Here is a 24,686-nt window from a genome sequence, read left to right on the forward strand (position 1 = left end):
TTCCTCCTACTTCTGTTTTACTCGTTTTGCAAATAACCACGTTAACGTAAATGGGATTACAACTGCAATAATCATTCCGACAATAAACATCGGAATCGATTTCGGAATGATAGAAATAAATGCTGGTAATCCGCCAATTCCGATAGCAGGTGCTAATACACCATTTAACGTAATAAATATAGCTGCAATAGCTGATCCTATAATCGCTGCATAGAACGGAAATTTATTTCGTAAGTTTACACCAAACATAGCTGGTTCTGTAATACCGAAATATGCTGAGATTGCTGATGTAGATGCCATGCTTTTATCATTTTGATTTTTAGAAATCCAGAACATCGCAAGTGCCGCACTACCTTGCGCAATGTTAGAAAGGGCAATCATTGGCCAAATGAATGTACCACCGTGCTGTGCAATTAATTGTAAGTCGATAGCAATAAACATATGATGCATACCTGTAATTACGAGCGGTGCATATAATGCTCCAAACAATACTGCACCAACTACTGGTACTGTTTCATATACACCTACTAATCCAGCTGTTAATAAATCTCCAATATGACGTGTAACTGGACCAATAATTCCTAATGCTAATACACCTGTTACGACAATCGTTGTAATTGGTACAACTAATAGTTGAATTGCATTTGGTACATGTTTCTTCAAGAAAATTTCCACTTTACTTAATACAAATGCAGCTACTAAAACCGGCAAGATTTGACCTTGATACCCTACCTTTTCAATTTGAAATAATCCTAAAATATCGAAGTACTCAATCTTTTGTCCGTCTAAACCAGTCGCTGCTTTTCCGTAATCCCACGCGTTTAATAATGCTGGATGCACAAGCATTAATCCCATAACAATCCCTAATATCGGACTACCACCAAAACGTTTTGTTGCTGACCAACCGACAAGTGCTGGTAAGAATACGAAAGCTGTATTCGCCATCATATTAATTAAATCCCAAAGCCCACTTAAGTTTGGATACACATCTAATAAATTTTTACCTTCAAAAAATAAGTCCTTCGCCCCTAATAGGTTGTTAATTCCCATTAGTAAACCAGCTGTTACGATTGCTGGTAATATCGGCATAAATACATCTGAAAATACTTTTACAAACTTTTGAGCTGGATTTAACTTTTGATTTCCAGAATCTTTTACGTCAGCTACTGTCGCTTCCTTCATACCTGCAAGCGTTATCAATTCAGCATATACTCGATCAACATCTCCTGGACCGATTACAATTTGAAATACTCCAGCGTTATGGAACGCTCCCTTCACTAATGAAACAGATTGTAATTTATCGTTATCTATTTTACTTTCATCTTTTAAAGCGATACGGAGTCTCGTTACACAGTGTGCAGCTTGTTCAATATTGTCTTTCCCACCAATATACTGCAACACTTCCTCTGCTGTTTTACGATAGTCTTTCCCCATATTCCCGTCCCTCTTTTCTTTTTTTGATACCGTTTACAATTACATATTAACTCGTATATATAAGTTAGTCAACACTCGTATATACGAGTTTGTCATTTTTTTATAAAAAAAGAGATGAAACGTTATTACGTTCCATCTCCTTATTTTCTCCGCGCCACATCTGAAAAATGAAAAATATCTAAGCGGTGGCGGGATTCTGTATATTCAAACTGACTTCCATCATAAAAATGCGTAAAGTTTTTCACGACAACAACATAGTCTGTTCCATTTAAATCTAAATACTTTCTATCGTCCTCTGTACATGGCTGTACTTCAATTACTCTCTGCGAATAACTAATATGAAGACCTAGTTCTTTCTCAATGTATTTATAAATGGACTGCGCTGCAATTTCACTCGTTAATCCAGGAATATATTCCGATACAAAATGATTAATATCCAAAATTACTTTTTCTCCATCAATATTTCGTACGCGTTTAATATGATCTATTTCTGTTTTCTCTTTCACATTTAATAGCTTTGCAACCTCTTTTGTCGCTTTTACTTTCTCCATTTCCACGACTTCTGTAATACAATGGCGTCCTAAACGTTCATTTTCTTCTTGGAAGCTTACAATGCCACCAAAGTTGAATTCAATATTTTTTCGCTTTAAAACAAAGACACCTTTTCCATGTATTTTTTGAACATACCCACGCTCTTGTAATAAATCTACAGCTTTTCTTACTGTACCTCGGCTCGCTTCATATTGCTTCATTAATTCAGTTTCTGATGGGATTTTGCATCCCTCTTTTAATTGTTTATTATCAATAGACTTACTGATTTCTGTATAAATTTGTTCATACTTGCTCATCATCTACAATAGCCCCTTGTCACCTTCTAATTCTATATGTATTATACCATGCTACACTCTTCTGCCAATCTCTCACTTATTTTCCAGTATAGGAAAAATAAAGGTAAATATTTAATCTTTAAAACGTATTTTTATAAAAATTTTTATATTTTTCTTTTCATTCAAAAAAACATGTAGTATACTAACTTCAAAATCAGAGGAGAAAGGGAGCAAAGAACTATGCTTACTTATACAACAATTGTAGTTACATTTGCACAAAAACATCATCATCATACGTAACCCTTGAAACCTAGCGGAAAAATTACGCGTAGGTACAAGGGTTATTCCCGTTGTACCTACGTTAGGCGAAGAGCCATGTAGGTATTTTTTATCTACATGGCTCTTTTTTTATTGCCAAAAAGCTAGTAAAAAATGATGTTTAAGCAAAACTTACTACAAAGGAGTTAACAAAAATGGAAACGAAAAAATGGGGATTATGGATTTTAACAGCTTTTGTTATCGGAAATATGGTTGGTGGTGGCGTATTTATGCTCCCAGCAAATTTAGCACAAGTATCAGGTCCAATGGGTTCTACACTTGCATGGAGTATTACAGGACTTGGCGTATTTATGATTGCACTCGTGTTTGGAAATTTAGCAATTCGAAAACCAGAATTAAAAGCAGGACCACAAAGTTACGCTCAAGCAATGTTTCCTTCAAAAAAAGCGGGAAAAGTTGCAGGATATAGTATGGCATGGGGATATTGGGCTGCGAACTGGGCTGCAACAGCATCTGTTATTATTTCCTTCGCTGGATATTTATCAACATTCTTTCCAGTTTTACAAAGTAAGCAAATTCTCTTTTCAACGAACGGATTTTCACTAGAACTCGGAAAAGGATTAACTTTCCTCGTATGTAGCCTTATGTTATGGGGAATTCAATATATTCTTTCTCAAAATATTGACCGAGCTGGAAATATGAATCTTCTTGCTACCATTGCAAAGATTATCGGATTTACAATGTTTATTGTAATCACATTATTTATTTTCAATGCCTCTAATTTCGGAGACGGTCAAACATTTATGAATGAAGCAGGACAATCCATTTCTTTAGGTGGACAAATCAATTCAGCTGCTATTGCAACACTTTGGGCGTTTATCGGTATTGAATCGGCTGTCATGCTTTCTAACCGTGCAAAATCTCAGCGCGATGTAAAAAAAGCTACCATTTTCGGATTAATTATCGCTCTTCTTATTTACATGTCAATTACTCTACTTACAATGGGCGCTCTCCCGCAAGATGCTTTAAAGGAGTCTCAAAAACCATTAGTAGATGCATTAAATTTAGCCATTGGCAATAAAGGTGCCTATATCATGGCTCTACTTGCACTTGTATCTTTATTTGGATCTACAGTGGGCTGGATTGTTGTTAGTTCAGAAGTACCTTACCAGGCTGCAAAGAACGGACTTTTCCCTAAGCTTTTCGCGAAAACGAATAAAAAAGGTAGTCCTTCAAAATCATTATTGATTACAAATGTAATGACGCAAATTTTCTTGTTCTCAACGATTTCTGGTACCGTGTCAGAAGCTTATAATTTCGCTATCGTTGTAGCAACATTAGCTTATTTAATTCCATACCTTGTTTCTACGCTGTACCAATTCAAACTGGTTATTACAGGAGAAACATATGATATAATGCCTGGCTCTCGAATAAAGGACGGCATCATTACTACGTTAGCATTTATATATTCTATTTGGGTTATCAAAACAGGCACTGCTGATTTAAAAACGTTCTTCTTAGGAATCGGATTGTTCGTATTAGGCCTTATTCTTTATCCAGTACTAATGAAAAACTCAAAAAAATAAATTAAAAAAGAGAAGCTACCAGCTTCTCTTTTTCATTCGAAATCTGTCATTAACTTTTCTTTTAACTCTCCTACAGATAAAGGTTTCGCATAATAAAATCCTTGTACATAATCACAACCCATAGATTGTAATAAACTTTCCTGCTCTACTGTCTCTACCCCTTCAGCAACTACTGCTAAATGTAAGCTATGGGCAATTTCAATAACAGATTTTACAATCGTTCGCTCTGGCTGTGCATGATCATAATGAAATTCACGAATAAAATTACGATCAATTTTTACTATGTCCAGTGGTAATTGTTTTAAATAATATAAAGAAGAATAGCCCGTTCCGAAGTCATCTAAAGCAATTAATATACCCATATTCCTTAATTCTTGTAATGTAGCAATAATATAATCAAAATGTCGAACAGCAATGCTTTCCGTTATTTCTAAAATCAAACGATTTGGAGGGAAACCAGTTCTCTTCAAAATGCTACGTACAGATAAAATAAAACGCTTTTGCATTAATTGTTGTATGGATAAATTCACAGATAACTTTAGTCCGTCTTGATACTCTGGCAATGTTTTAAACAAGCGACATGACTTTTCTAATACCCAGTCCCCTAATTTTATAATAAGTCCAGATTCTTCAGCTACTGGAATAAATTCGCCTGGCGAAATCGGCCCCTCTTCTGTCGAACAACGTGCTAAAGCCTCAATACCAGTATATTTCTTCGTCTTCAAATCAATGATAGGCTGCAGCGCCACATCTAACTCTTCATCACGAATTGCCTTTTGCAAAGCAAATTCAATTTTCATTCTACGATTTATTTTCGCACGTAACTCATCTGTAAAGAAACACGCGGCATTTCTACCTTGTTCTTTCGCACTGTACATAGCTAAATCCGAATTTTTCAATAGCGTTTCCACATCTTGTCCGTCTTGCGGATATGAGCAAAGTCCTAGACTAGCTGAAATGTATACTTCATGCCCTTCAAGCATGAATGGTGCCTGAAAACACGACAACACCGATGTCGCTAGCTGCCTCATTTCATCTTGCGTATGATTTTTTGTTAACAGCACAAATTCGTCGCCACCCAGCCTAGCCAGAACATCTTTCTCTCCTAGCACATAATGCAACCGTGAAGCAACTTCGCTTAAAAGTAAATCCCCTATCATATGACCTAACGTGTCATTTACAAATTTAAAACGATCCAAATCAAAATAAATCATACCAAATTCTTTTTTGCCTGCAATCATCTCGTTTACAGTCGTTATTAACTGTAGTCGGTTCGGTAAACTCGTCAAAGCATCATGATACGCAAGCTCCCTATAACGGCTTTCGCTTAAACGCAACCTCTGTTCTGCTTCTTTCCTACTACTAATATCATTTCGGATCGCAATAAATTGATATGGCTCTCCTTTTTCATTTAAAAATGGAACAATTGTTGTTTTAACCCAATAATATGTTCCATCTTTTGCTCGATTTCGAATTTCACCTCTCCATACTTTTCCGTTCAAAATACGCTTCCAAAGAACTTGAAAAAATGTTTTCGGGTGATGTCCTGAATTTAAAATACGATGATCTTTCCCTATTAACTCTTCTCGTGGATATTTGGATATTTCACAAAATTTATCATTTACATATGTAATAAGACCATTTCGGTCTGTAATCGCAACAATTGAAGACTCATCTAATGCTAACTTTAAATCTCGCAATGAAGAGTCATATAATGCATGACCTCTTTGTTCTAGCATGCGCATCTCTCCTTGCTTCCTATCTGACTAAAACACAACTTGTTTCTTTTCATAGAAATAGAGACATTTCATTTCCTAATAATCGTCCTTTACATAAATCATATTTTGAAATATGCCGATTAAAATAACATAATATTATTTGTAATAAAAAGCAATATAATACCGTTTCAATTATAAATAGTTGTTTCTTATCGATATACTTAGCTTACCTTATTATAGCTTCTTCATTCTCTTACATACCTTTATAACTAGCTCTATACAACCCTAGTTTCCTACTCATTCTACTTACATCTAACCTTTTTACTTTACTAGCGAAATAGACATTTGAGCACACTATACAACTATTCCTGAATAAGAATATAAAAATTAAAATCAGTATATATGTTTTAAAATTACAATAACAAAATATTAACATATTTTCACCATTTTTTTGGAAATATTTTATAAATACTTTATTAAACGAAAAAAAGAGGAAAGCCCCTTTTTTTCGTTTAATATGGATATGTTATTGGCTGATAACCCGGATATGGCGTTGGGTATGGCGCTGGATAAGTTACTGGGTACGGTGCTGGATAGTAGCCTCCACCTGCTGCACCCGTTAACGCGCCAGCTGTAAGTCCCCCTAAAACACCTCCAGCAAAACTTCCAGGGAAAAATCCACCGCCCCATGAACCACCACCCCAGCCCCATCCACCTCCGTGATGGTGGTGATGATCATGGTGATTGTGTCCTCCATGATGGTGATGTCCGCCATTATGATTATGCCCTCCATGATGATGATTACGATAATACAATCCGTTATTTTCTATATAATTCATGTTTCCCCGCTCCTTTTCCATTTTCTCATCTTAATAGATATTGTATGAATAGTACGGACCTTGTTGGTAACCTATATAATAGGAAGAATCCATGTAATATGGTTATCCCCTTTCCTATATAAAGGGCAAGGATTTTGTCCCTCCTACACTGTTTATTAACCAGCAAATAGCGGGCTAATAGCGTAACAATATACTGTATGTAGGACAAATGCGGAAAGCATGAGGAAAATGTCTATATTTTGTAAAAAAAACAAAACACTTTATAATAAGAATGTCGGATTGTACCTTTTTATAAGAAGTTTATATTTAAGAAAGATTAGAGGAATTTTATAGCAATGAAGAAGCCTATCGTTCAATTATTATTAATATTTGTCATTATATCTATCGTTCTTTTCCTATTAAATACATCGTTTATTTCTTTATATACATTTGTCGGTGCCTTATGGTCTATTACAATCATAGGAATTTCATTCGTTATTTTTATCGAAAATAGGTCTCCTCAAAGTACTTTAGCATGGTTTTTAGTATTAGCACTTCTTCCCGTTGTAGGTGTGCTTTTATATTCTATTTTCGGTCGTAGCCGTTGGAGAAGAAAAAAACATCTACATCGTTCAGAAGAGCAAAGAAAATTATTCCGCGAAATATTAGAAGGAAGACGAGTAGAATTATCACTCACAGTCCCCTTACATGAGCGTTCTACACATTTAACAAAAGTTATACAAAAATTCGGAGGCGGACCTGCCGCAGATAGAACAACTACAAAACTTTTAACAAACGGAGATCAAACATTCTCAGAAATTTTGCGAGCTATCGAGCAAGCAAAACATCACATACATATTCAATACTATATTTATAAATCTGATGAAATTGGTACAAAAGTTCGGGATGCGTTAATAAAAAAAGCAAAATCTGGTGTTATTGTGCGCTTCCTTTATGATGGATTAGGAAGTAATACATTAAGAAGACGCTTTTTAAAACCTATGAAAGAAGCTGGGATTGAAATTGTTGAATTTGACCCTATTTTTTCAGCTTGGTTACTTGAAACTGTCAATTATCGGAACCATCGTAAAATTGTCATCGTAGATGGAGAAATCGGTTTTACTGGGGGGCTCAACGTCGGTGATGAATACCTTGGCCGTTCAAAAAAATTCCCCGTTTGGCGGGATAGTCATTTAAAAATAGAAGGAAAAGCACTATATAAATTACAAGCAATCTTTCTAGAGGACTGGCTCTATGCATCTAGTGGGTTGAATACTTATTCCTGGGATCAATTTATGAATAGACAATACTTCCCAGGTAAAGAAATTTCAAGTGCAGAAGGTGCTGTGCAAATTGTAGCGAGCGGACCAAGCTCAGATGATAAAAGCATTCGTAATACATTATTAGCTGTTATGGGATCTGCAAAAAAATCGATTTGGATCGCTACACCATACTTTATTCCAGATCAAGAAACTTTAACGTTATTACGCTTAAGTGCAATATCTGGCATAGATGTACGTATTTTATACCCTGGTAAAAGTGATAGTATTATTAGTGATCAAGCATCTCAGTCCTACTTCACTCCACTTTTAAAAGCTGGTGCTTCCATTTATAGTTATAAAGATGGTTTTATGCATGCGAAAATTGTACTTGTTGATGATAAAATCGCGACAATTGGAACAGCAAATATGGACGTACGTAGCTTTGAATTAAATTACGAACTTATTAGCGTACTTTATGAATCAGAAACTGTTCATGATATAAAACGTGATTTTGAAGAAGACTTTAAGCATTCCACTGAAATTAAATGGAACGCTTTCCAAAAAAGAAGTATCAAAAAACGAATATTGGAGTCTTTTATGAGGCTCATTTCTCCTTTACTGTAAGCAGTCAATGTAATATTGATTGCTTTTTCTTTTGTATTTCTCTCTTTTCCTTTTCTTTGCATACCATATTAAAACAAGTTATCATAAGATGTATTACTTTATGAAAATAATGTTAGGTGGGAAATACATGTTAGAACAATTTCATATACATGCTGATTTAAAACAACAGCTCTCAAACATTCACGAAAAGAATAAACAAGAAGCTGGTGAAAATGCACATTTAATCGGTACCAAAATATATAAAGCATCTGATAACAGCATTATCGAAGATGCCATTACAGCACTTCTTCTTGGCAAAAACATTCTATTAAAAGGGCCGACTGGTAGTGGTAAAACAGTACTAGCTGAAACTCTTTCTTCTTTATTCCAAAAACCAATGCATAGCATTAACTGTTCTGTTGATCTAGATGTAGAAGGTATTTTAGGATACAACACACTACAAACAAAAGATGGCGCATCTGAAGTTACATTCGTTAACGGTCCTCTTATGAAGGCAATGAAGAGTGGTCATTTCTTATATATTGATGAAATCAATATGGCAAAACCTGAAACGTTACCACTTCTTCACGGTGCATTAGATTACCGTAAAATGATTACTAACCCATTTACACAAGAAGTTGTATACGGTGATGAAGAATATCGTGTAATCGCAGCAATTAATGAAGGTTACGTTGGTACAAGTGAACTAAACGAAGCATTAAAAAACCGTTTCGTTATTATTGAAGTTCCTTATATTCAAGGTGATACATTAAAAGAACTATTATTAGCAGAATCAAAATTAAATGATGTTGCAACAATTGAAAAGTTCGTTGCATTTGCAAGCGACCTTATGCCTTTAGCTCGTGATGGACGTGTAAGTGAAGAAGCAGCAAGTATTCGTGGCATTATCGACGCATGTGATTTAGGTGTATATATTCCTGTTATGCGTGCAATTGAACGTAGTATTATCGCAAAATTAAACGATGAAACAGAACAAATGACTGTCCGTGAATTAGCAGAAAGTTATTTCTTTGAGGGATAATTCATGAGACAAATTTTTAGTGACAAAAAAATTGATGCGTCGCTGTTTCTACAAATGGAAAACTTAATGTATGCTCTTCTAAAAGAAGACGATGCCTACCTTGAGTATGGCTATAAAGCATACTACGACGAAATTGAAAAAAAGGTTGTCATTAGTCACTTTTGGGATGATCGAAAAGAAGAGGATACAGTAATCGGATTAAAAAGCGAAGTGTTTTTAAAAGCACTTGGTAATAAACATTACTCGGACATGACTTTAATTCGTTCTTATGCGATTGAATTACAAGAATCACCCTTAAAAAAGTTTTTAACACAATTATTTGTTCTATTAGAAGATTTACGTGTTGAGGAAATTGTAAAAAACTTACGCCCTGGCACAAAGCATATTTTTAAAAGAAGAAAAGAAATGTATCGCAATTACTTCGGCTCACAAAATGAAATCAATCGTGTTCGTAACTATCACGGTGATGGTCTATTTTGTCTCTGCTATCTGTCATTAACGAGCGATAAATATGAAATGTTTAATAATGAATACTTCGAGCAAATTGAAGCAATTTTGCATGAAACATTCCAAGCTCGTAATACGGAAGATATTATGTATATCGTTGAGAAAATTCGCTATCGTTTAGAAGGCCTTCTTGAAAGTGATATGCTTAATAATTATTTCGGACATGCTCCGCTTTATTTATCTGTCATCGCAGACGAAAAGAACTGTCGCGTTGAAGATTTAGCAAATGATGATACACAACTCATAGATGACGATGAAAATAAAAACAAAATGGATGAAAGTTTCTCTACATGGCATCGTGAAAATAAAAATAACGAAAACGAGAACTTTTTACGCTTTGAATTAGAAAGCGGAACAAAAACAAATATGATGGGCGATACTGCTCGCGAATCAGAAGATGGCGACCAAGCACTTGGTTCTGTACAAGGTACTTCTCAAAAGAGCACACAATCCAACTTTGATGGTGCTGATACAGAAGAAGCAAGAGCTTCACACGCTTCTAGCCAAAACGACGGTGCATACGGTAAGTATAACGTTGGTGCCTCTCATACATTTAAAGAAGCTCGCAAAGCAAATAGCGATGAGAAAAAAGATTACCAAGTTATCAAATCAGTCGTTAATAAAGATGTAAAAGAATTAAAGAAAATTATCGAAAAAACGATTGAAAATAAAACGAATGCAAATAGTGATAAATATTACGGAAGACTTCGTAAAAAATTCCTTCGTATTTATACTGAAAAGCAGCCTCGCATGTTTTATAAAAAAGGACAAGAATCACAAGAACTCGATGTTGCATTCCAACTACTAGTGGACTGCTCTGGGTCTATGTATAACAAAATGGAAGAAACGAAAAAGAGTGTAGTCCTATTCCATGAAGCGTTAAAATCTTTAAAAATCCCGCACGCTATTAGCGGATTTTGGGAAGATGCCTCTAGTGCTAAACCTGAAGATAAGCCGAACGTTATCCATGAAGTTGTAACGTATAAAAACTCAACGTTACCAAACGTTGGGCCTGAAATTATGCAGCTTCGCGAAGAAGAAGATAACCGCGACGGATATATTATTCGTATCGTTTCTGAAAAGCTTGCGAAAAGACCAGAAAAGCATAAATTCTTACTTATTTTTACAGATGGTGAGCCTTCTGCGCTAGACTATCAACAAGACGGTATTTTAGATACGCATGAAGCTGTCAAACTTGCTCGTAAAAGTGGTATGGAAGTAATCGGAATCTTCATCGAAGAAGGCGAAGCGAAAGAAGCAACTTATCAATTAATGAAGAACATTTATAACCATCACTTCTTAGTTGCAAATCATGCTGAAGATTTACGTCTGAAAATTAAACCGCTATTGAAAAAGTTATTACTGAAGACGATTGAATAGAAAAACAGGAGCGTTGTCGCTCCTGTTTTTTTCTTTCAATCACTTTGTTTCTGGTTGAAACTTGTATGGAATGGCTACTTCTAATAATGCCTCGAATCCACCATCGTAGAATGGGAATTGTTCATTCGCAATTGCTCGGTCCACCCACTCTATTGCAGAAATTTCTCCTTCATCTTCTGCAATAAGTTCACCTGTTACTACATTTGCTCGGAATGTAAAAAGTAGCGCATGATTCCCTGACTCTTCAAAGAATTTTTCATTGATCGCAACAAGTCCACTTGCCACAGCCGTTAAACCTGTCTCTTCTTTTACTTCCCTTACTAGAGCTTTCTCTAACGTTTCACCCTTTTCAACAGCCCCTCCTGGTAATGACCAAACGTTTTGTTCTACATTATGTACCATTAATATCTTATCTGTTTCCTCTTCATATATAAGCGCATATACAACGTCAACCCTTTGCATGTTCCTTTTCTCCTTCAATTAACTCATCCATTGTAAATAAGGAATGTAGCTGTAAGCCATCTTCTAGTAAGTTTTCTTTTCCCTCTTTCGTTCGTTCAATCACGCCTAAAACATGATATACTTTCGCACCTAGTTCTCTTAAATCTTTCGTGCTTAATAATATTTGACCGCCTGTCGTAATAACATCCTCAACAACACAAACATTTTTCCCAGCAATATTAACACCTTCTGCTAACTTACATGTACCGTACTTCTTCGCTTCTTTTCTTACAAATACAACTGGTATACCTGTTTGTAAAGATAATGCTGTTGCTACTGGAATTCCTCCCATTTCTAAACCTGCGAGTACTTCTGTATCAGAAGGAATGAGCTCTTTCAACTGTTTAGCAATTTCTAATAACAGTACTGGATTAGATTCAAATAAGTACTTATCAAAGTATTGAGTTGATACTTGTCCTGATCGAAGTTTAAATGTTCCCGTTAAACGTGACGTATTGTAAATTTCCTTTGCTAACTCCCATTTCTCCATTGTATCTCTCCCCTTTATGCACAAATTAACTCATTCTATCACATTTGTAATTATTTGTATATTACTAAAATACAAATAAAAGGGTCGATTCCTAAGAATCGACCCTTCCTATTAATTCGTCACTAACTCAGCTGTGAGCTTTTTTTTTAACTTAGCCAACATGTCCGTTGTCATTTTGTCTAAATCATATTCTGCTTTAAAGCCCCACTCGTTCATTGCTGCTGTTGCATCAATAGAGTTTGGCCAGCTATCAGCAATTGTTTGACGAGCAGGATCTACAGCGTAATCCATCGTAAACGTCGGAATGTGTTTACGAATAGATGCTGCGATTTGCTCCGGCTCAAAGCTCATTGCTGTAATATTGAACGCGTTTCTATGCACAAGTTTACTTGGATCAGCTTCCATTAATGAAATAATCGCTTGTAAAGCATCTGGCATGTACATCATATCCATGTATGTTCCTTCTGCAATGTATGAGGTGTATGTGCCTTTTTTAATCGCCTCATAATAAATTTCAACTGCATAATCAGTTGTTCCCCCTCCTGGAGGAGCTACGTAAGAAATTAAACCTGGGAAACGTACACCGCGCGTATCAACGCCAAATTTTTGATGATAATAATCACATAGTAATTCTCCTGCTACTTTGTTTACCCCATACATCGTAGTAGGACGCTGAATTGTATCTTGTGGTGTATTATCTTTCGGCGTAGATGGACCGAATGCACCGATAGAACTTGGCGTGAAGAATTTACAGTTTAATTCACGAGCTGCTTCTAATGCATTTACAAGTCCGCCCATATTTAAATTCCAAGCAAATAACGGATTTTTTTCTGCTGTTGCTGAAAGTAAAGCTGCTAAATGAATAATTGTATCTACTTCATTACGCTTTGCGATATCATGTAGTTTTTGTCCATCTGTTACATCTAACGTTTCAAATGGACCAGATGTTACTACTTCACTATCTGTTTCACGAATATCTGTTGCAATAATATTTGATGCACCGTATACATCACGAAGCTTCATTACTAATTCAGAACCAATTTGCCCTAAAGAACCGGTTACTAGAATTTTTTTCATTTTCCCCACTCCTCATTTGCAAGCTATTCAAAAGATGCCCTTACTTAAATGATGCCCATTTCTTTTCCTACTTTTTCATACTTACGAATTGCTTCATCTAACATTTCTTTCGTATGAGCTGCTGTAGGCATATTACGAACGCGTCCTGTTCCTTTAGCTACAGTTGGGAACACGATAGATTTTGCGTATACGCCTTCCTCATTTAGACGTTTACTAAATTCTTGTGTTAACACTTCGTCACCTATAATACAAGGTGTAATTGGCGTTTCACTTTCTCCAATGTTAAAACCAAGTTCTTTTAATCCTTGTTTTAAATAACGACCATTTTCCCATAAACGATCATGTAACTCTGTGCTTTCCATTAAAATTTCAATTGATCTCATGCAAGCTGCTGCATCAGCTGGTGTTAATGCTGTAGAGAATAAGAATGGACGTGAACGAACTTTTAACCAGTCAATTAAGTTTTGTTTCCCTGCTACATATCCACCAATTACCCCAATTGCTTTTGATAATGTACCAATTTGGAAATCAACTTTATCAGATAGACCGAAGTGCTTTACAGTTCCTGCACCTTTTCCAAGTACACCTGAACCGTGTGCATCGTCTACATATGTCATTAAATCTAATTCTTCTGCAATCTCAACAATTTCTGGTAGTTTTGCAACATCTCCATCCATTGAGAAGACACCGTCTGTAATTACCATTAATTTATTGTAAAGACCTGATTCTTTCGCCGCGATTGCTTTTTGGCGTAAATCTTCCATATCCGAATGTTTATAAACAATAATTTTTGCTTTTGATAGACGACTACCATCAATAATAGAAGCATGGTTTAATTCGTCTGAAAGAATTGCATCATTTTTATCCATAACGGCTGAAATCGCTGCCATATTACAGTTAAATCCTGATTGGTAAGCAATTGCAGCTTCCGTATGTTTAAACTTTGCAATTGTCTCTTCTAATTTAATATGCAAATCTAAAGTACCGTTAATTGTACGAACAGCTCCTGCCCCAACACCGTACTTATGAATTGCACCAATTGCTACTTCTTGCAAACGGCTATCTGTTGCTAACCCAAGATAGTTGTTTGAAGATAAGTTAATATATTCTTTTCCGCCAATTGTAATGATCGGTCCATTTGAACTCTCAAGCGGATCAATTACGTTATAAAGCCCCTTTGATTTTAAATCCTCTAAATTTTCTTCTAAAAATTTTGCAAGTGTTTTACTAGACATCGTGAAGCCTCCCATCGTTCATGTAAGCGAATTATTGTCTTAATAGTTCTAATAATCCCTCTACTAGCTTAACACGTTTTCAGAATTTATTATAGAAAAATAGTTTAAAGTAACCGCTTACAATTCTAGATTATATATGATTCATTACAAGAAATCTATCATTTACTTTTCATATTTGGTAGAATAAAAAAAATATTTAAGGGGGCTTCAATCATGGCATTTACTGAATCTGATGTATATAATAACGAAGCGTTTTTTGAACAATATATGAAACGAAGATACCGAGAAAATAGCCCAAATGAATCACTTGAAAAACCAGCCTTCTTTCAACTCATTGGTGATGTGAAAGGAAAGAAAATTCTCGATTTAGGCTGTGGGGACGCTAAATTTGGCAAGGAATTATTAGAAAAAGACTGCCACTCTTACACTGGTATTGAAGGCTCCGAACTTATGTATGAAAAAGCGAAAAAACAACTAGAAAATAAAAATGGAATCGTCCATTTTTTAAACCTCAAAGACTACACATACCCTCCTGCTACTTTTGATTTAGTAACATCTAGACTCGCCTTACATTATATTGAACATCTTCCTATCATTTTTCAAAATGTGTACGAAACTTTAAAAACAAATGGAACCTTTATTTTTAGCGTTCAACACCCTGTTATTACCTCTTCATTTGAAAGCTTGCAAACGAGCGGCAAGAGAACGAGCTGGCTCGTGGATGATTATTTTAAAATGGGAAAACGCGTTGAACCTTGGATTGATCAAGAAGTTATTAAATATCATCGTACAACGGAAGAATATTTCACATTATTACAACAAGCTGGATTTACGATTACAAATATAAAAGAAGCTACACCAAGTCAAACTTATTTTCAAAGCGAAGAAGAATATGAACGACGGTTACGTATTCCCCTCTTTCTGTTATTCTCTTGCGAAAAATAAAAAAGACGATGAACCCTCATCGTCTTTTTTCATTATCTCATTGCCTGAGCAACCTCTTTACGTACACGTCTTCCTTTTCCGTGCGGGATACAAAGTGGTGTCCCAAATAACGGATCCGTACTGATTTGACACTCCATTCGGAATACATCACGTACTAACTTCTCATCCACTACTTCTTCTGGCTTACCTTGTGCATATATTTGTTTATCTTGAATGGCTACAATATTGTCTGCATAACGGCATGCTAAATTTAAATCGTGTAATACCATAACAATTGTTCTTTGTTCTGTTTCATTTAATTCAAATAATAAATCTAGCACTTCAATTTGGTGAGTCATATCTAAATATGTAGTAGGCTCATCCAGTAAAATGATATCTGTATCTTGTGCAAGCGTCATTGCAATCCAAGCACGTTGACGTTGTCCACCTGAAAGAGCATGCACATCACGCTCAGCAAATTCTGTCATACCTGTTGCTGCAAGGGCTTTTTGTACCATTTCCTCATCTTTTTCTGACCATTGCTTCAGCCATGTTTGATATGGATAACGTCCTTGCTTTACAAGTTGCAATACTGTAAGCCCTTCTGGTGCTTGCGGTCCTTGCGGTAAAATTGCCATTTGGCGAGCGATTTGCTTCGTTTGCATACTTTGAATGGCTTGATCATCTAACAAAATGTCACCAGTTGTTGGTTTTAATAATCTAGCTAGTGAACGTAATAAAGTTGATTTCCCGCAACCGTTAGAACCGATAAAGATTGTAATTTCGCCTTTTGGAATTTCTAAATTCATTTCATCAATAATAATTGTTTCATCATAAGACAACGTCAAACGTTTCGTCTCCAATGCTTTTTGCATATTCATCTTCCTTTATGAATTCCGACTTTTATAAAGTAAATAAATAAAATAAGGTGCACCAATTGCTGATGTAAATACTCCTGCCGGAATTTCAAGTGGCGTGAAAACTGTACGCCCAATTAAATCTGCAGCAAGTACTAAAATTGCACCAACGATTGCCGCAACTGGGAGTAATGCACCGTATAAAGAACCAACTAGTCTTCGTGAAATATGAGGTGCCATTAAACCGACAAATCCAATACCTCCGGCAAAGGCAACTGCTCCACCAATTAAAGCTGTACTAAGTAATAACATGAATACGCGTGACTTCGTTAAAGGAACACCAAGTCCTACCGCAATATCATCCCCTAGCTCTTGCGCATTTAAATGTCTAGCAGCTATAAATGATATTACCGTTAAGATGAGAACCCACGGCGCAAGTACCATAACATTTTGCCATGAAGACCCGTACACAGTACCTGTAATCCATACATTCGCTTGACTCGCTTGATAAATTGGTGCTAACAACATAAACAAAGTCGTTGCCGCTTTCGTTAACGCCCAAAACCCAACACCAATTAAAACAAGACTAATTGGTGATAATCCATCATTTCTCCATGCGAATAAATATACAAAAAGCGCTACAATTGTTGCCCCAACAAAGGCTGCTAACGGCATATAATGAATGCTTACGGTTAGCGCATTATTTTTATCGCTAAATATAGCTAAAAATAAGACAACTGCAACACTTGCACCACCTGTAATCCCGATAATATCAGGAGAAGCAAGTGGATTTCGAACGAGACCTTGTAAAATACATCCTGCTACAGCAAGTGCAATTCCTACAAGGATGGCAATTAAAATACGCGGCATACGAAACTTATTTACAACCATATTTGACATCGCATCGCCATTTCCAGTGATCGCTTGCCATACATCATAAGGAGCAATTTTCATGTCTCCCATACCTGCACTTGCAAAAAATAATCCTATTAAAACAACTAATAAACTGAACAAGACGAGACAAGCTCGTTTATACATTAAAAACGAGAGCCCGCCTTTTCCTATACGAAACGGAATATACTTCTTCATTTGCTAAGCCCTCTCTTACGTGCAATATAAATAAAGAATGGAGCTCCGATAAATGCTGTCATAACTCCTACTGGTACTTCTTGTGGCATGATGACATATCTTGCTGCTATATCAGCTAAGATTAATAGTATTGCACCTAACAGGCCGCTATACGGTACCCTCCACCTATGATCTACTCCAACAAGAAATCTGGCAAAATGCGGAGTAACAATACCAATAAATCCAATTGGACCTGCGACCGCAACTGAACCACCAGATAGCAAGACAATAATAAGTAGTACAAATGATTTCATTAAAATCGTTCGTTGTCCAAGCCCTTTTGCAACATCTTCCCCCATCATTAATGTATTTACTTTCCCTGCCATCATAATTGATGCAACCCAGCCTACTAATAAATAAGGGAATACAGATTGTAAAATTTCTAACTTTCTTCCTTGCACTGATCCGGCAAGCCAAAATAATACCTCTTCAAGTGCTTTTTCATTTAACACAAGTAATCCTTGTGTTAATGATGAAAATAACGCACTAATTGCGACCCCTGCTAATGTCAGCTTAAGTGGCGTTGTCCCTTCTTTTCCTAAAGAACTAGAAGCGAATACAAGTACAGCTGCAATTGCTGCTCCTAAAAAGGCAATCCACGTGAAAGCTGATAATGATGTCACGGAAAAAATAACAATTGCTACAACTATGAAGAACGCAGCACCTGAATTTAATCCAATAAAATCTGGAGAAGCAAGTGGATTCTTCGTTAACGTTTGCATAAGACAACCAGCAATGGCTAAACTAGCACCAACACTAGCTGCAATTAACGCCCTTGGTAGACGCACATTTTGAATAATAATATGTTCATTGGAACCATTAAAATGAAAAAAAGCATCTAACGCTAATTTCCCACTCGTATTTGTATATCCGAAAATAATACTTCCCCAAATACAAATAATGACTGCAATGATTCCAACAAATAATCCGATCCATTTTGCTTGATTTGTTTTTAATAACATGCAGCGTTTCCCCTTCAATGTATAATGATACGTTGTAAGTGTATTTCAACTTAATTCGCATTGTCAACGGAAATGAGAATTATTTTCAACCGTATGTATTGACAATCAAAAGATAAAGGCTTAATATCATGCTTGCTATTGAAAAAACTTCTCAATATGTAGGGGGTACATAATGAAATTCATGCGAAAGAAATCGTTTACAGTATTTGTATTTTTACTAGCCTTTTCACTACTTTTAAGTGCTTGTGGAAAATCAAATACGAAAGAAGAAACAAAAGAAGATACGAAAAAAGAAATGATTACGGTTGAACATGCAATGGGTAAAACAGAAGTTCCTGCGAATCCAAAACGTGTAGTTATTTTAACAAACGAAGGAACTGAAGCTTTACTTGAGCTAGGTGTGAAACCAGTTGGGGCTGTAAAATCTTGGACTGGTGATCCATGGTATCCACATATTAAAGATAAAATGAAAGATGTAAAAGTTGTTGGTGATGAAGGACAAGTGAACGTAGAAACAATCGCTTCTTTAAAACCAGACTTAATTATCGGTAACAAAATGCGTCACGAAAAAGTGTACGAGCAACTAAAAGCAATTGCACCTACTGTGTTCTCTGAAACGCTACGCGGTGAATGGAAAGATAACTTCAAATTTTATGCAAAAGCATTAAATAAAGAAAAAGAAGGTCAAAAGGTTTTAGCTGATTACGATAAAAGCATGAAAGATTTAAAAGCCAAACTAGGCGATAAAGTAAATCAAGAAATCTCTATGGTTCGCTTCATGCCTGGTGATGTTCGTATTTATCATGGTGATACATTCTCTGGTGTTATTTTAAAAGAGCTTGGATTTAAGCGCCCTGGCGATCAAAATAAAGACGACTTTGCAGAGCGTAACGTATCTAAAGAACGTATTTCTGCAATGGATGGCGATGTATTATTCTACTTCACATTCGATAAAGGAAACGAGAAAAAAGGCTCTGAATTAGAAAAAGAATATATCAACGATCCGCTATTTAAAAATTTAAATGCAGTGAAAAACGGTAAAGCATACAAAGTTGATGACGTTATTTGGAATACAGCTGGTGGTGTAATGGCTGCTAACCTACTATTAGATGATATCGAAAAACGCTTTGTTAAATAATATTTTTCTAACCAGCTCCCCTTCTATGGAGCTGGTTATTTTTCAATTCACTTAAATGTCACATTATTTCGTTTTGTATTTTTATTCCCAATATGTTATATTATAAAAGTAAATAGAATATATTTTCTTTATATCAGAATAAATATTTTAATCTAAATTTTCTGATTAATCACTATTTTATTTTCTTTTAGAATTCAATTATTACATTTGAAAACGCTTATCATCTCGTTTTAAGGGCAAAATACAATAACGGTCGAAGTGAAATAGAACTTTTTTAGGAATTTTCTTTCTATTTCCATATAATTCTATTGACTTCTAAATATTTTGTAAATTAAAATGATTACATAAATATCCGTTATACAGGATTAGGGGGAAACAAAAATGGATGCAGCTTTAAAATTAGACAAAGCTGGAGAGCAACAATCACCAAAAAAACATCCACCAGGATTGTACTTGTTGTTCTTAACAGAAATGTGGGAAAGATTTAGTTATTATGGAATGCGCGGCCTTTTAGTTCTTTATTTAACGACTGCTGCGGTTAGTGGCGGGTTAGGATTTGATAAGGCGTTTGCAGTGCAATTATATGGTACTTTTACAGCAGCAGTATATTTCATGCCAATTATAGGTGGATGGCTAACGGATCATTATATTACAAGACGTCATGCCATTACTCTCGGCGGAATTATTATGGCAATCGGCAACTTTGTACTATTCTCAATGAATACAAAAACAGGACTATTTCTAGGATTAATACTATTAGTTATTGGTAATGGGTTCTTCAAACCAAATATTTCTACACTGTTAGGTGAATTGTATGATGAAAATGATTCACGTCGTGACAGTGCATTTACTATCTTCTATATGGGTATTAACGTAGGTGCTTTCTTCGCTCCACTTATTTGTGGATTTTTAGCAGAAGATTTCTTTAAAACAAGCGTTGATGGCGTTATGGTTATGGGATATAAATACGGATTCTTAGCAGCTTGTATCGGTATGATTATTGGACAAATTGTTTTCAACTTATTAGCTCCTCGCTACCTGGGTACAGCAGGAACAACAGTTGTTGGTAAAAAATCAAAAAATCAACCTGCAATCGAAAAGAAACCTTTAACAAAACAAGAAAAAAATCGCACTTGGGCAATTGTAATTTTAACTTGTTTCGTAGTATTCTTCTGGGCAGGCTTTGAACAAGCTGGTAGTTCTTTAACACTTTATACAGATAAATTTGTTGATCGTACAATTTTTGGATGGGAAGTTCCAACATCTTGGTTCCAATCCGTTAATCCAGCGTTCATCGTACTCCTTGCACCATTCGTATCTATGCTATGGTTAAAACTTTCTAAATCAAAGCGTGGCGATTTAAAAATACCAACAAAAATGGCATTTGGTATGATTTTACTAGGTATAGGTTACCTGGTTTTAACATTAGCGGTTCTAAAAACTGGAAGTAGTGAAGCTGATATAACTGTTAAAGCAAACTTATTATTCATCGTTATCACTTATATGTTCCATACAATTGGAGAACTATTCTTATCACCAATCGGTCTATCAATGGTAAGTGCAATTGCACCTGTTAAATTAGCATCATTACTAATGGGTGTATGGTTAGCTGGTTCAGGTATGGCTAACTGGTTAGCTGGTAAGCTTGCTTCCTTTACACAATCATTAGGATACCTTGAAGTATTTGCAAGTATTGGCATTATCGTTATCGTCTTAGGACTTGTACTCCTTCTCTGCTCTAAAAAAGTTGCGAGTATGATGGAATAATACAAAAACAGACGCTTCTGATTTTAGAAGCGTCTTTTCTATTACTTCTCCTCTAAAGCCGTCACGTTCACGTGAACGCTTTCTCCAGGATTAGATACATCATACACTTGAGCAACTCCACTCTGCTCGTCACAGCTCTCAATCCATACTGGTACGCCCTCATATGTAACATCAATTCTACTTGAAGAAGATAAAATTTGTTTCACACGTTTTACATCCATTCTACTATTCCTCCTTTTACTTACTACACTCCTTTCTATCTTTTCTTTTCCCTTTAGAATCTATTCCATATAGCAACATGTAAATTGATAGCTTTTTCTTCCTTACATGCTAACATTTACTCCCATATCACCTTTCTGACAAATAAAAAAAGACGTATATCCCACACGTCTTTTTCCATAATATTCAAATTTTAAGAAAATAATGTTTTTACTACTTCACTTACTTTATCATTATGAATTTGATAATACACTTCTAACCCTCGTCGTTCAAAGCGTACTACTTTATTTTGTTTTAATTTCGTTAAATGTTGCGAAACAGTTGATTGCGGAATTTCTAACACTTCCTGTAATTGTGTTACATTACATGTCCCACGTTGCATTAGTTCCATTACTAGACGTAGACGCAACGGATGCGCTAACGCTCTTAACATTTGTACATCTTCTTCTGAAATACGACATTCGAATTGATTTTGGCTCATAAAGTTCCCCTCATTTTCGTTTTTATTTTCTTTTTATTTATTTATATATCTGTTCTTATATTTCCTGTTACGACATAACTTTATCAACTTATAAAGCCGAAAATTTTTTCCATTTTAATCAACAAAGAACTCAGGAAAAATTCCTTGCTGATTTTGAATATTATACTATATGATATAACGAAAAAGCAAAACAGCGGGCTGCAAATACATTGCTTGTAAACGTTGTTTTATCAGGCTTTTTGTTATATTTTCACCTCATTGCAATGTGCAGTAATGATATCGTAAAATACCATCTATAATTGATAACCTTTCGTAAAGTAGTTGGCGTATATTTAACCTCTTTGTTACACTAAAAGGAATTTTCAGTAAAAAAGGATGCCGTAACATTAAAAATTAACTCATTGCTTTTTAATTCGTATTTAGTAACTTAAAATGTGACGGAACACTTCCTATTAGATGTATTCACTGTCCCCTTTCTGACTTGATCAAATAGGACAAGCTATACCATTTAATATAATGACGGTCTCTCATATAGAACTTTAGGATCAATAATGTATAAACAACTAAAAGAATATGCAAATAATTTATCTAGCCCGCTCAAATCTTTTTGAACGGGCTTTTTTGTCTACTTTATGAACAAAGCATTTCTTTTAACACTATTATGGAATAATTATACTTTTTTACGTTGACAATAGTGTTGAAGGAGAATATACTAAGCTTGTAAGTTGATTGTGAATAGTTTCACAAATAATGTGAATTTCTTCACATAAAATAGATAGGAGTTGTCATTATTATGAGTACTTGGACACAAATTTATGACCCATTAAACAATATTTGGTTATCTGCACTAATCGCAGCACTTCCAATTTTCTGCTTCATCATTTGTTTAATGGGACTGAAAATGAAAAGTTATATCGCTGGTCTTTACAGTGTGATCGTCGCTATTATTCTTGCTATATTCGTTTATAAAATGCCAGCAACAGTAGCTGTAGCATCTGCCGGATTCGGTATTTTATCTGGATTTTATCCAATCTGTACAATCGTTATCGCAGCAATTTTCCTTTATAAATTAACTGTTAAAACAGAGCAATTCAATGTCATTCGTGATAGTATTTCAAGCATTACAAATGACCAACGTTTACAAGTATTATTAATCGCTTATTCTTTCGGTGCTTTCTTAGAAGGCGCAGCTGGACTAGGGGTTCCAGTTGCTATTACAGCTGCACTACTTGTAGGTATGGGCTTTAATCCATTAAAAGCAGCAGGTATTTGTTTAGTAGCAAACATTGCTGGTGGTGCTATGGGCGCTATGGGTATCCCAGTTACAGTACCAGCACAATTAACTGAGCTAGATGCATTAACTATCGGTCGTCAAACTGTTCTTATTTTACCATTTATTAGTATTGTTTTACCTTTCTTACTTGTATCAATGGTTGATGGAATTAAAGGTATAAAAGAAACTTGGCAAGGTATTCTTGTAAGTGGTGTTTCTTTCGCAATTACTCAATTCGTTGTAACTTACTTCTTAGGTGCAGAACTTACTAATATTTTCGCAGCCGTTGTAAGTATGATCTCTCTTGCATTATTCTTACGTGTTTGGCAGCCAAAATCTTCTAATAAAGAAGAAAAACAAGAAGAAAAAGAATCTCATACATTCAATCAAATTTTATATGCTTGGTCTCCATTCGTATTCTTAACTGCATTCGTAACAATCTTTAATTTAAAACCAATTAAAGCGTTATTTGCTCCGGATGGTGCACTAGCAAACCTAGTATTTAACATTCAGTTCCCTGGTCTTCACAATGCTGTTATGAAAACTACACCAATTACAAAAGCTGATACACCTTTCGCAGCTGTTTTCAAATTTGATGTATTCTCATCTACAACTACTGCAATCGTATTAGCAATTATCGTTTCACTTATCGTATACCGCGTAAAAGGTAATATGGTAAAAGAATTAATGGTTGAAACAATGAAAGAACTAAAAGCTCCAGTATATACAATTTGTAGCGTTATTGCTTTAGCTTACGTAGAGAACTACTCTGGTATGTCATCTACACTTGGCCTTGCATTCTCTTCTACTGGTAATGCATTCCCAATCCTTTCTCCAATCTTAGGATGGATTGGCGTATTCATTACAGGTTCAGTAGTATCAAGTGGTTCATTATTCGCACCGCTTCAAGCAGTAACTGCAGATCAACTAAACATCGTTCCTTCTACACTTGTTGCATTAAACGTAGTAGGTGGTACAATGGCAAAAATGGTTTCACCACAATCTGTAGCAGTTGCTTGTGCAGCAGTTGGACTAGTTGGTAAAGAATCTGCCCTATTTAAAACAGCAATGAAATACAGTTTAATCTTCTTAGCTATCATTAGCTTACTTCAATTAAACGCTGTATTTAATATCTTTTAAAAATAAAACACCGATCCAAATGGATCGGTGTTTTTTCA

The 24,686-nt window shown here is 35.4% G+C and carries 21 protein-coding genes; 8 read left to right on the plus strand and 13 right to left on the minus strand.

Features of this window, described 5'->3' with window-relative positions:
- Window positions 1-6: 6 nt before the first annotated feature.
- Both treP and treR read right to left on the minus strand, forming a co-directional pair.
- On the minus strand, window positions 7-1,434 hold the full coding sequence (gene treP, locus ACZ76X_RS20775) for a PTS system trehalose-specific EIIBC component (RefSeq protein WP_098345929.1): 1,428 nt from the start codon (window positions 1,432-1,434) through the stop codon (window positions 7-9).
- A 140-nt stretch (window positions 1,435-1,574) separates the two neighbouring features.
- Window positions 1,575-2,285 carry a trehalose operon repressor gene (gene treR, locus ACZ76X_RS20780; protein WP_001976171.1) on the minus strand — a complete coding sequence of 237 codons (711 nt, stop codon included), beginning with the start codon at window positions 2,283-2,285 and terminating at the stop codon, window positions 1,575-1,577.
- Between the two features lie 449 nt (window positions 2,286-2,734).
- On the opposite strand from treR, the gene ACZ76X_RS20785 reads away from it, so the two are divergent.
- Complete coding sequence (locus ACZ76X_RS20785; protein ID WP_479851561.1) at window positions 2,735-4,126, plus strand: amino acid permease; 1,392 nt, start codon at window positions 2,735-2,737, stop codon at window positions 4,124-4,126.
- A gap of 32 nt (window positions 4,127-4,158) precedes the next feature.
- On the opposite strand, the gene ACZ76X_RS20790 is transcribed toward ACZ76X_RS20785, so the two are convergent.
- Both ACZ76X_RS20790 and ACZ76X_RS20795 read right to left on the minus strand, forming a co-directional pair.
- Entirely contained in the window at window positions 4,159-5,865 is a 1,707-nt protein-coding gene (locus ACZ76X_RS20790; protein WP_479851562.1) for a putative bifunctional diguanylate cyclase/phosphodiesterase, read from the minus strand.
- Between the two features lie 491 nt (window positions 5,866-6,356).
- A complete protein-coding gene (locus ACZ76X_RS20795) occupies window positions 6,357-6,683 on the minus strand; it encodes a cobalt transporter (protein ID WP_479851563.1) in 327 nt (108 codons plus the stop codon).
- A 335-nt stretch (window positions 6,684-7,018) separates the two neighbouring features.
- Here ACZ76X_RS20795 and ACZ76X_RS20800 point away from each other — a divergent pair, with 335 nt between their 5' ends.
- The 3 genes from ACZ76X_RS20800 (at window position 7,019) to ACZ76X_RS20810 (ending at window position 11,456) form a co-directional block, all read left to right on the plus strand.
- Window positions 7,019-8,548 carry a cardiolipin synthase gene (locus ACZ76X_RS20800; RefSeq protein ID WP_479851564.1) on the plus strand — a complete coding sequence of 510 codons (1,530 nt, stop codon included), beginning with the start codon at window positions 7,019-7,021 and terminating at the stop codon, window positions 8,546-8,548.
- A gap of 127 nt (window positions 8,549-8,675) precedes the next feature.
- Window positions 8,676-9,569, plus strand: coding sequence for an ATP-binding protein (locus ACZ76X_RS20805; RefSeq protein WP_098668493.1), 894 nt, complete (start codon window positions 8,676-8,678; stop codon window positions 9,567-9,569).
- Window positions 9,570-9,572: 3 nt separating this feature from the next.
- A complete protein-coding gene (locus tag ACZ76X_RS20810) occupies window positions 9,573-11,456 on the plus strand; it encodes a vWA domain-containing protein (protein ID WP_479851565.1) in 1,884 nt (627 codons plus the stop codon).
- Window positions 11,457-11,495: 39 nt separating this feature from the next.
- Here ACZ76X_RS20810 and ACZ76X_RS20815 read toward each other — a convergent pair whose 3' ends face one another.
- The 4 genes from ACZ76X_RS20815 to ACZ76X_RS20830 all read right to left on the minus strand — a co-directional run bounded on the left by ACZ76X_RS20815 (window position 11,496) and on the right by ACZ76X_RS20830 (window position 14,759).
- Complete coding sequence (locus ACZ76X_RS20815) at window positions 11,496-11,918, minus strand: NUDIX hydrolase (RefSeq protein WP_479851566.1); 423 nt, start codon at window positions 11,916-11,918, stop codon at window positions 11,496-11,498.
- A complete protein-coding gene (gene pyrE / locus ACZ76X_RS20820) occupies window positions 11,905-12,447 on the minus strand; it encodes an orotate phosphoribosyltransferase (RefSeq protein ID WP_479851567.1) in 543 nt (180 codons plus the stop codon). Before pyrE ends, ACZ76X_RS20815 begins: the two co-directional genes overlap by 14 nt.
- 111 nt (window positions 12,448-12,558) lie before the next feature.
- Window positions 12,559-13,524 carry an L-threonine 3-dehydrogenase gene (locus ACZ76X_RS20825; protein WP_327802474.1) on the minus strand — a complete coding sequence of 322 codons (966 nt, stop codon included), beginning with the start codon at window positions 13,522-13,524 and terminating at the stop codon, window positions 12,559-12,561.
- 44 nt (window positions 13,525-13,568) lie between these two features.
- Complete coding sequence (locus tag ACZ76X_RS20830) at window positions 13,569-14,759, minus strand: glycine C-acetyltransferase (protein ID WP_479851568.1); 1,191 nt, start codon at window positions 14,757-14,759, stop codon at window positions 13,569-13,571.
- 213 nt (window positions 14,760-14,972) lie between these two features.
- Between ACZ76X_RS20830 and ACZ76X_RS20835 the strand changes: the two genes are divergently transcribed.
- On the plus strand, window positions 14,973-15,704 hold the full coding sequence (locus ACZ76X_RS20835; RefSeq protein ID WP_479851569.1) for a class I SAM-dependent methyltransferase: 732 nt from the start codon (window positions 14,973-14,975) through the stop codon (window positions 15,702-15,704).
- 32 nt (window positions 15,705-15,736) lie between these two features.
- Here the strand turns inward: ACZ76X_RS20835 and ACZ76X_RS20840 are convergent, their stop codons facing one another.
- The 3 genes from ACZ76X_RS20840 to ACZ76X_RS20850 are packed head-to-tail and all read right to left on the minus strand — an operon-like array spanning window position 15,737 to window position 18,630.
- Window positions 15,737-16,558, minus strand: a complete 822-nt coding sequence (locus ACZ76X_RS20840; RefSeq protein ID WP_479851570.1) for an ABC transporter ATP-binding protein — start codon at window positions 16,556-16,558, stop codon at window positions 15,737-15,739.
- Between the two features lie 12 nt (window positions 16,559-16,570).
- Window positions 16,571-17,629, minus strand: a complete 1,059-nt coding sequence (locus ACZ76X_RS20845; RefSeq protein ID WP_088095119.1) for a FecCD family ABC transporter permease — start codon at window positions 17,627-17,629, stop codon at window positions 16,571-16,573.
- On the minus strand, window positions 17,626-18,630 hold the full coding sequence (locus ACZ76X_RS20850; RefSeq protein WP_479851571.1) for a FecCD family ABC transporter permease: 1,005 nt from the start codon (window positions 18,628-18,630) through the stop codon (window positions 17,626-17,628). Before ACZ76X_RS20850 ends, ACZ76X_RS20845 begins: the two co-directional genes overlap by 4 nt.
- A 172-nt stretch (window positions 18,631-18,802) precedes the next feature.
- On the opposite strand from ACZ76X_RS20850, the gene ACZ76X_RS20855 reads away from it, so the two are divergent.
- Together ACZ76X_RS20855 and ACZ76X_RS20860 are read left to right on the plus strand one after the other, a co-directional pair.
- Window positions 18,803-19,768: an ABC transporter substrate-binding protein gene (locus tag ACZ76X_RS20855; RefSeq protein WP_479851572.1), complete on the plus strand. Its 966-nt coding sequence runs from the start codon at window positions 18,803-18,805 to the stop codon at window positions 19,766-19,768.
- A gap of 381 nt (window positions 19,769-20,149) precedes the next feature.
- Window positions 20,150-21,535: a peptide MFS transporter gene (locus tag ACZ76X_RS20860; protein ID WP_479851573.1), complete on the plus strand. Its 1,386-nt coding sequence runs from the start codon at window positions 20,150-20,152 to the stop codon at window positions 21,533-21,535.
- A 41-nt stretch (window positions 21,536-21,576) separates the two neighbouring features.
- Here the strand turns inward: ACZ76X_RS20860 and ACZ76X_RS20865 are convergent, their stop codons facing one another.
- Together ACZ76X_RS20865 and ACZ76X_RS20870 are read right to left on the minus strand one after the other, a co-directional pair.
- Window positions 21,577-21,756 (minus strand): acid-soluble spore protein H, encoded by a 180-nt coding sequence (locus tag ACZ76X_RS20865; protein WP_000382683.1) that lies wholly within the window; start codon window positions 21,754-21,756, stop codon window positions 21,577-21,579.
- A gap of 191 nt (window positions 21,757-21,947) precedes the next feature.
- Entirely contained in the window at window positions 21,948-22,235 is a 288-nt protein-coding gene (locus ACZ76X_RS20870; protein ID WP_000081429.1) for an ArsR/SmtB family transcription factor, read from the minus strand.
- A gap of 793 nt (window positions 22,236-23,028) precedes the next feature.
- Between ACZ76X_RS20870 and ACZ76X_RS20875 the strand changes: the two genes are divergently transcribed.
- The gene (locus tag ACZ76X_RS20875; protein WP_479851574.1) at window positions 23,029-24,648 is read left to right on the plus strand and encodes an L-lactate permease; all 1,620 of its coding nucleotides are present in this window, start codon (window positions 23,029-23,031) and stop codon (window positions 24,646-24,648) included.
- Window positions 24,649-24,686 lie beyond the last annotated feature (38 nt).

The sequence above is a fragment of the Bacillus sp. BC05(2025) genome (assembly GCF_056725905.1).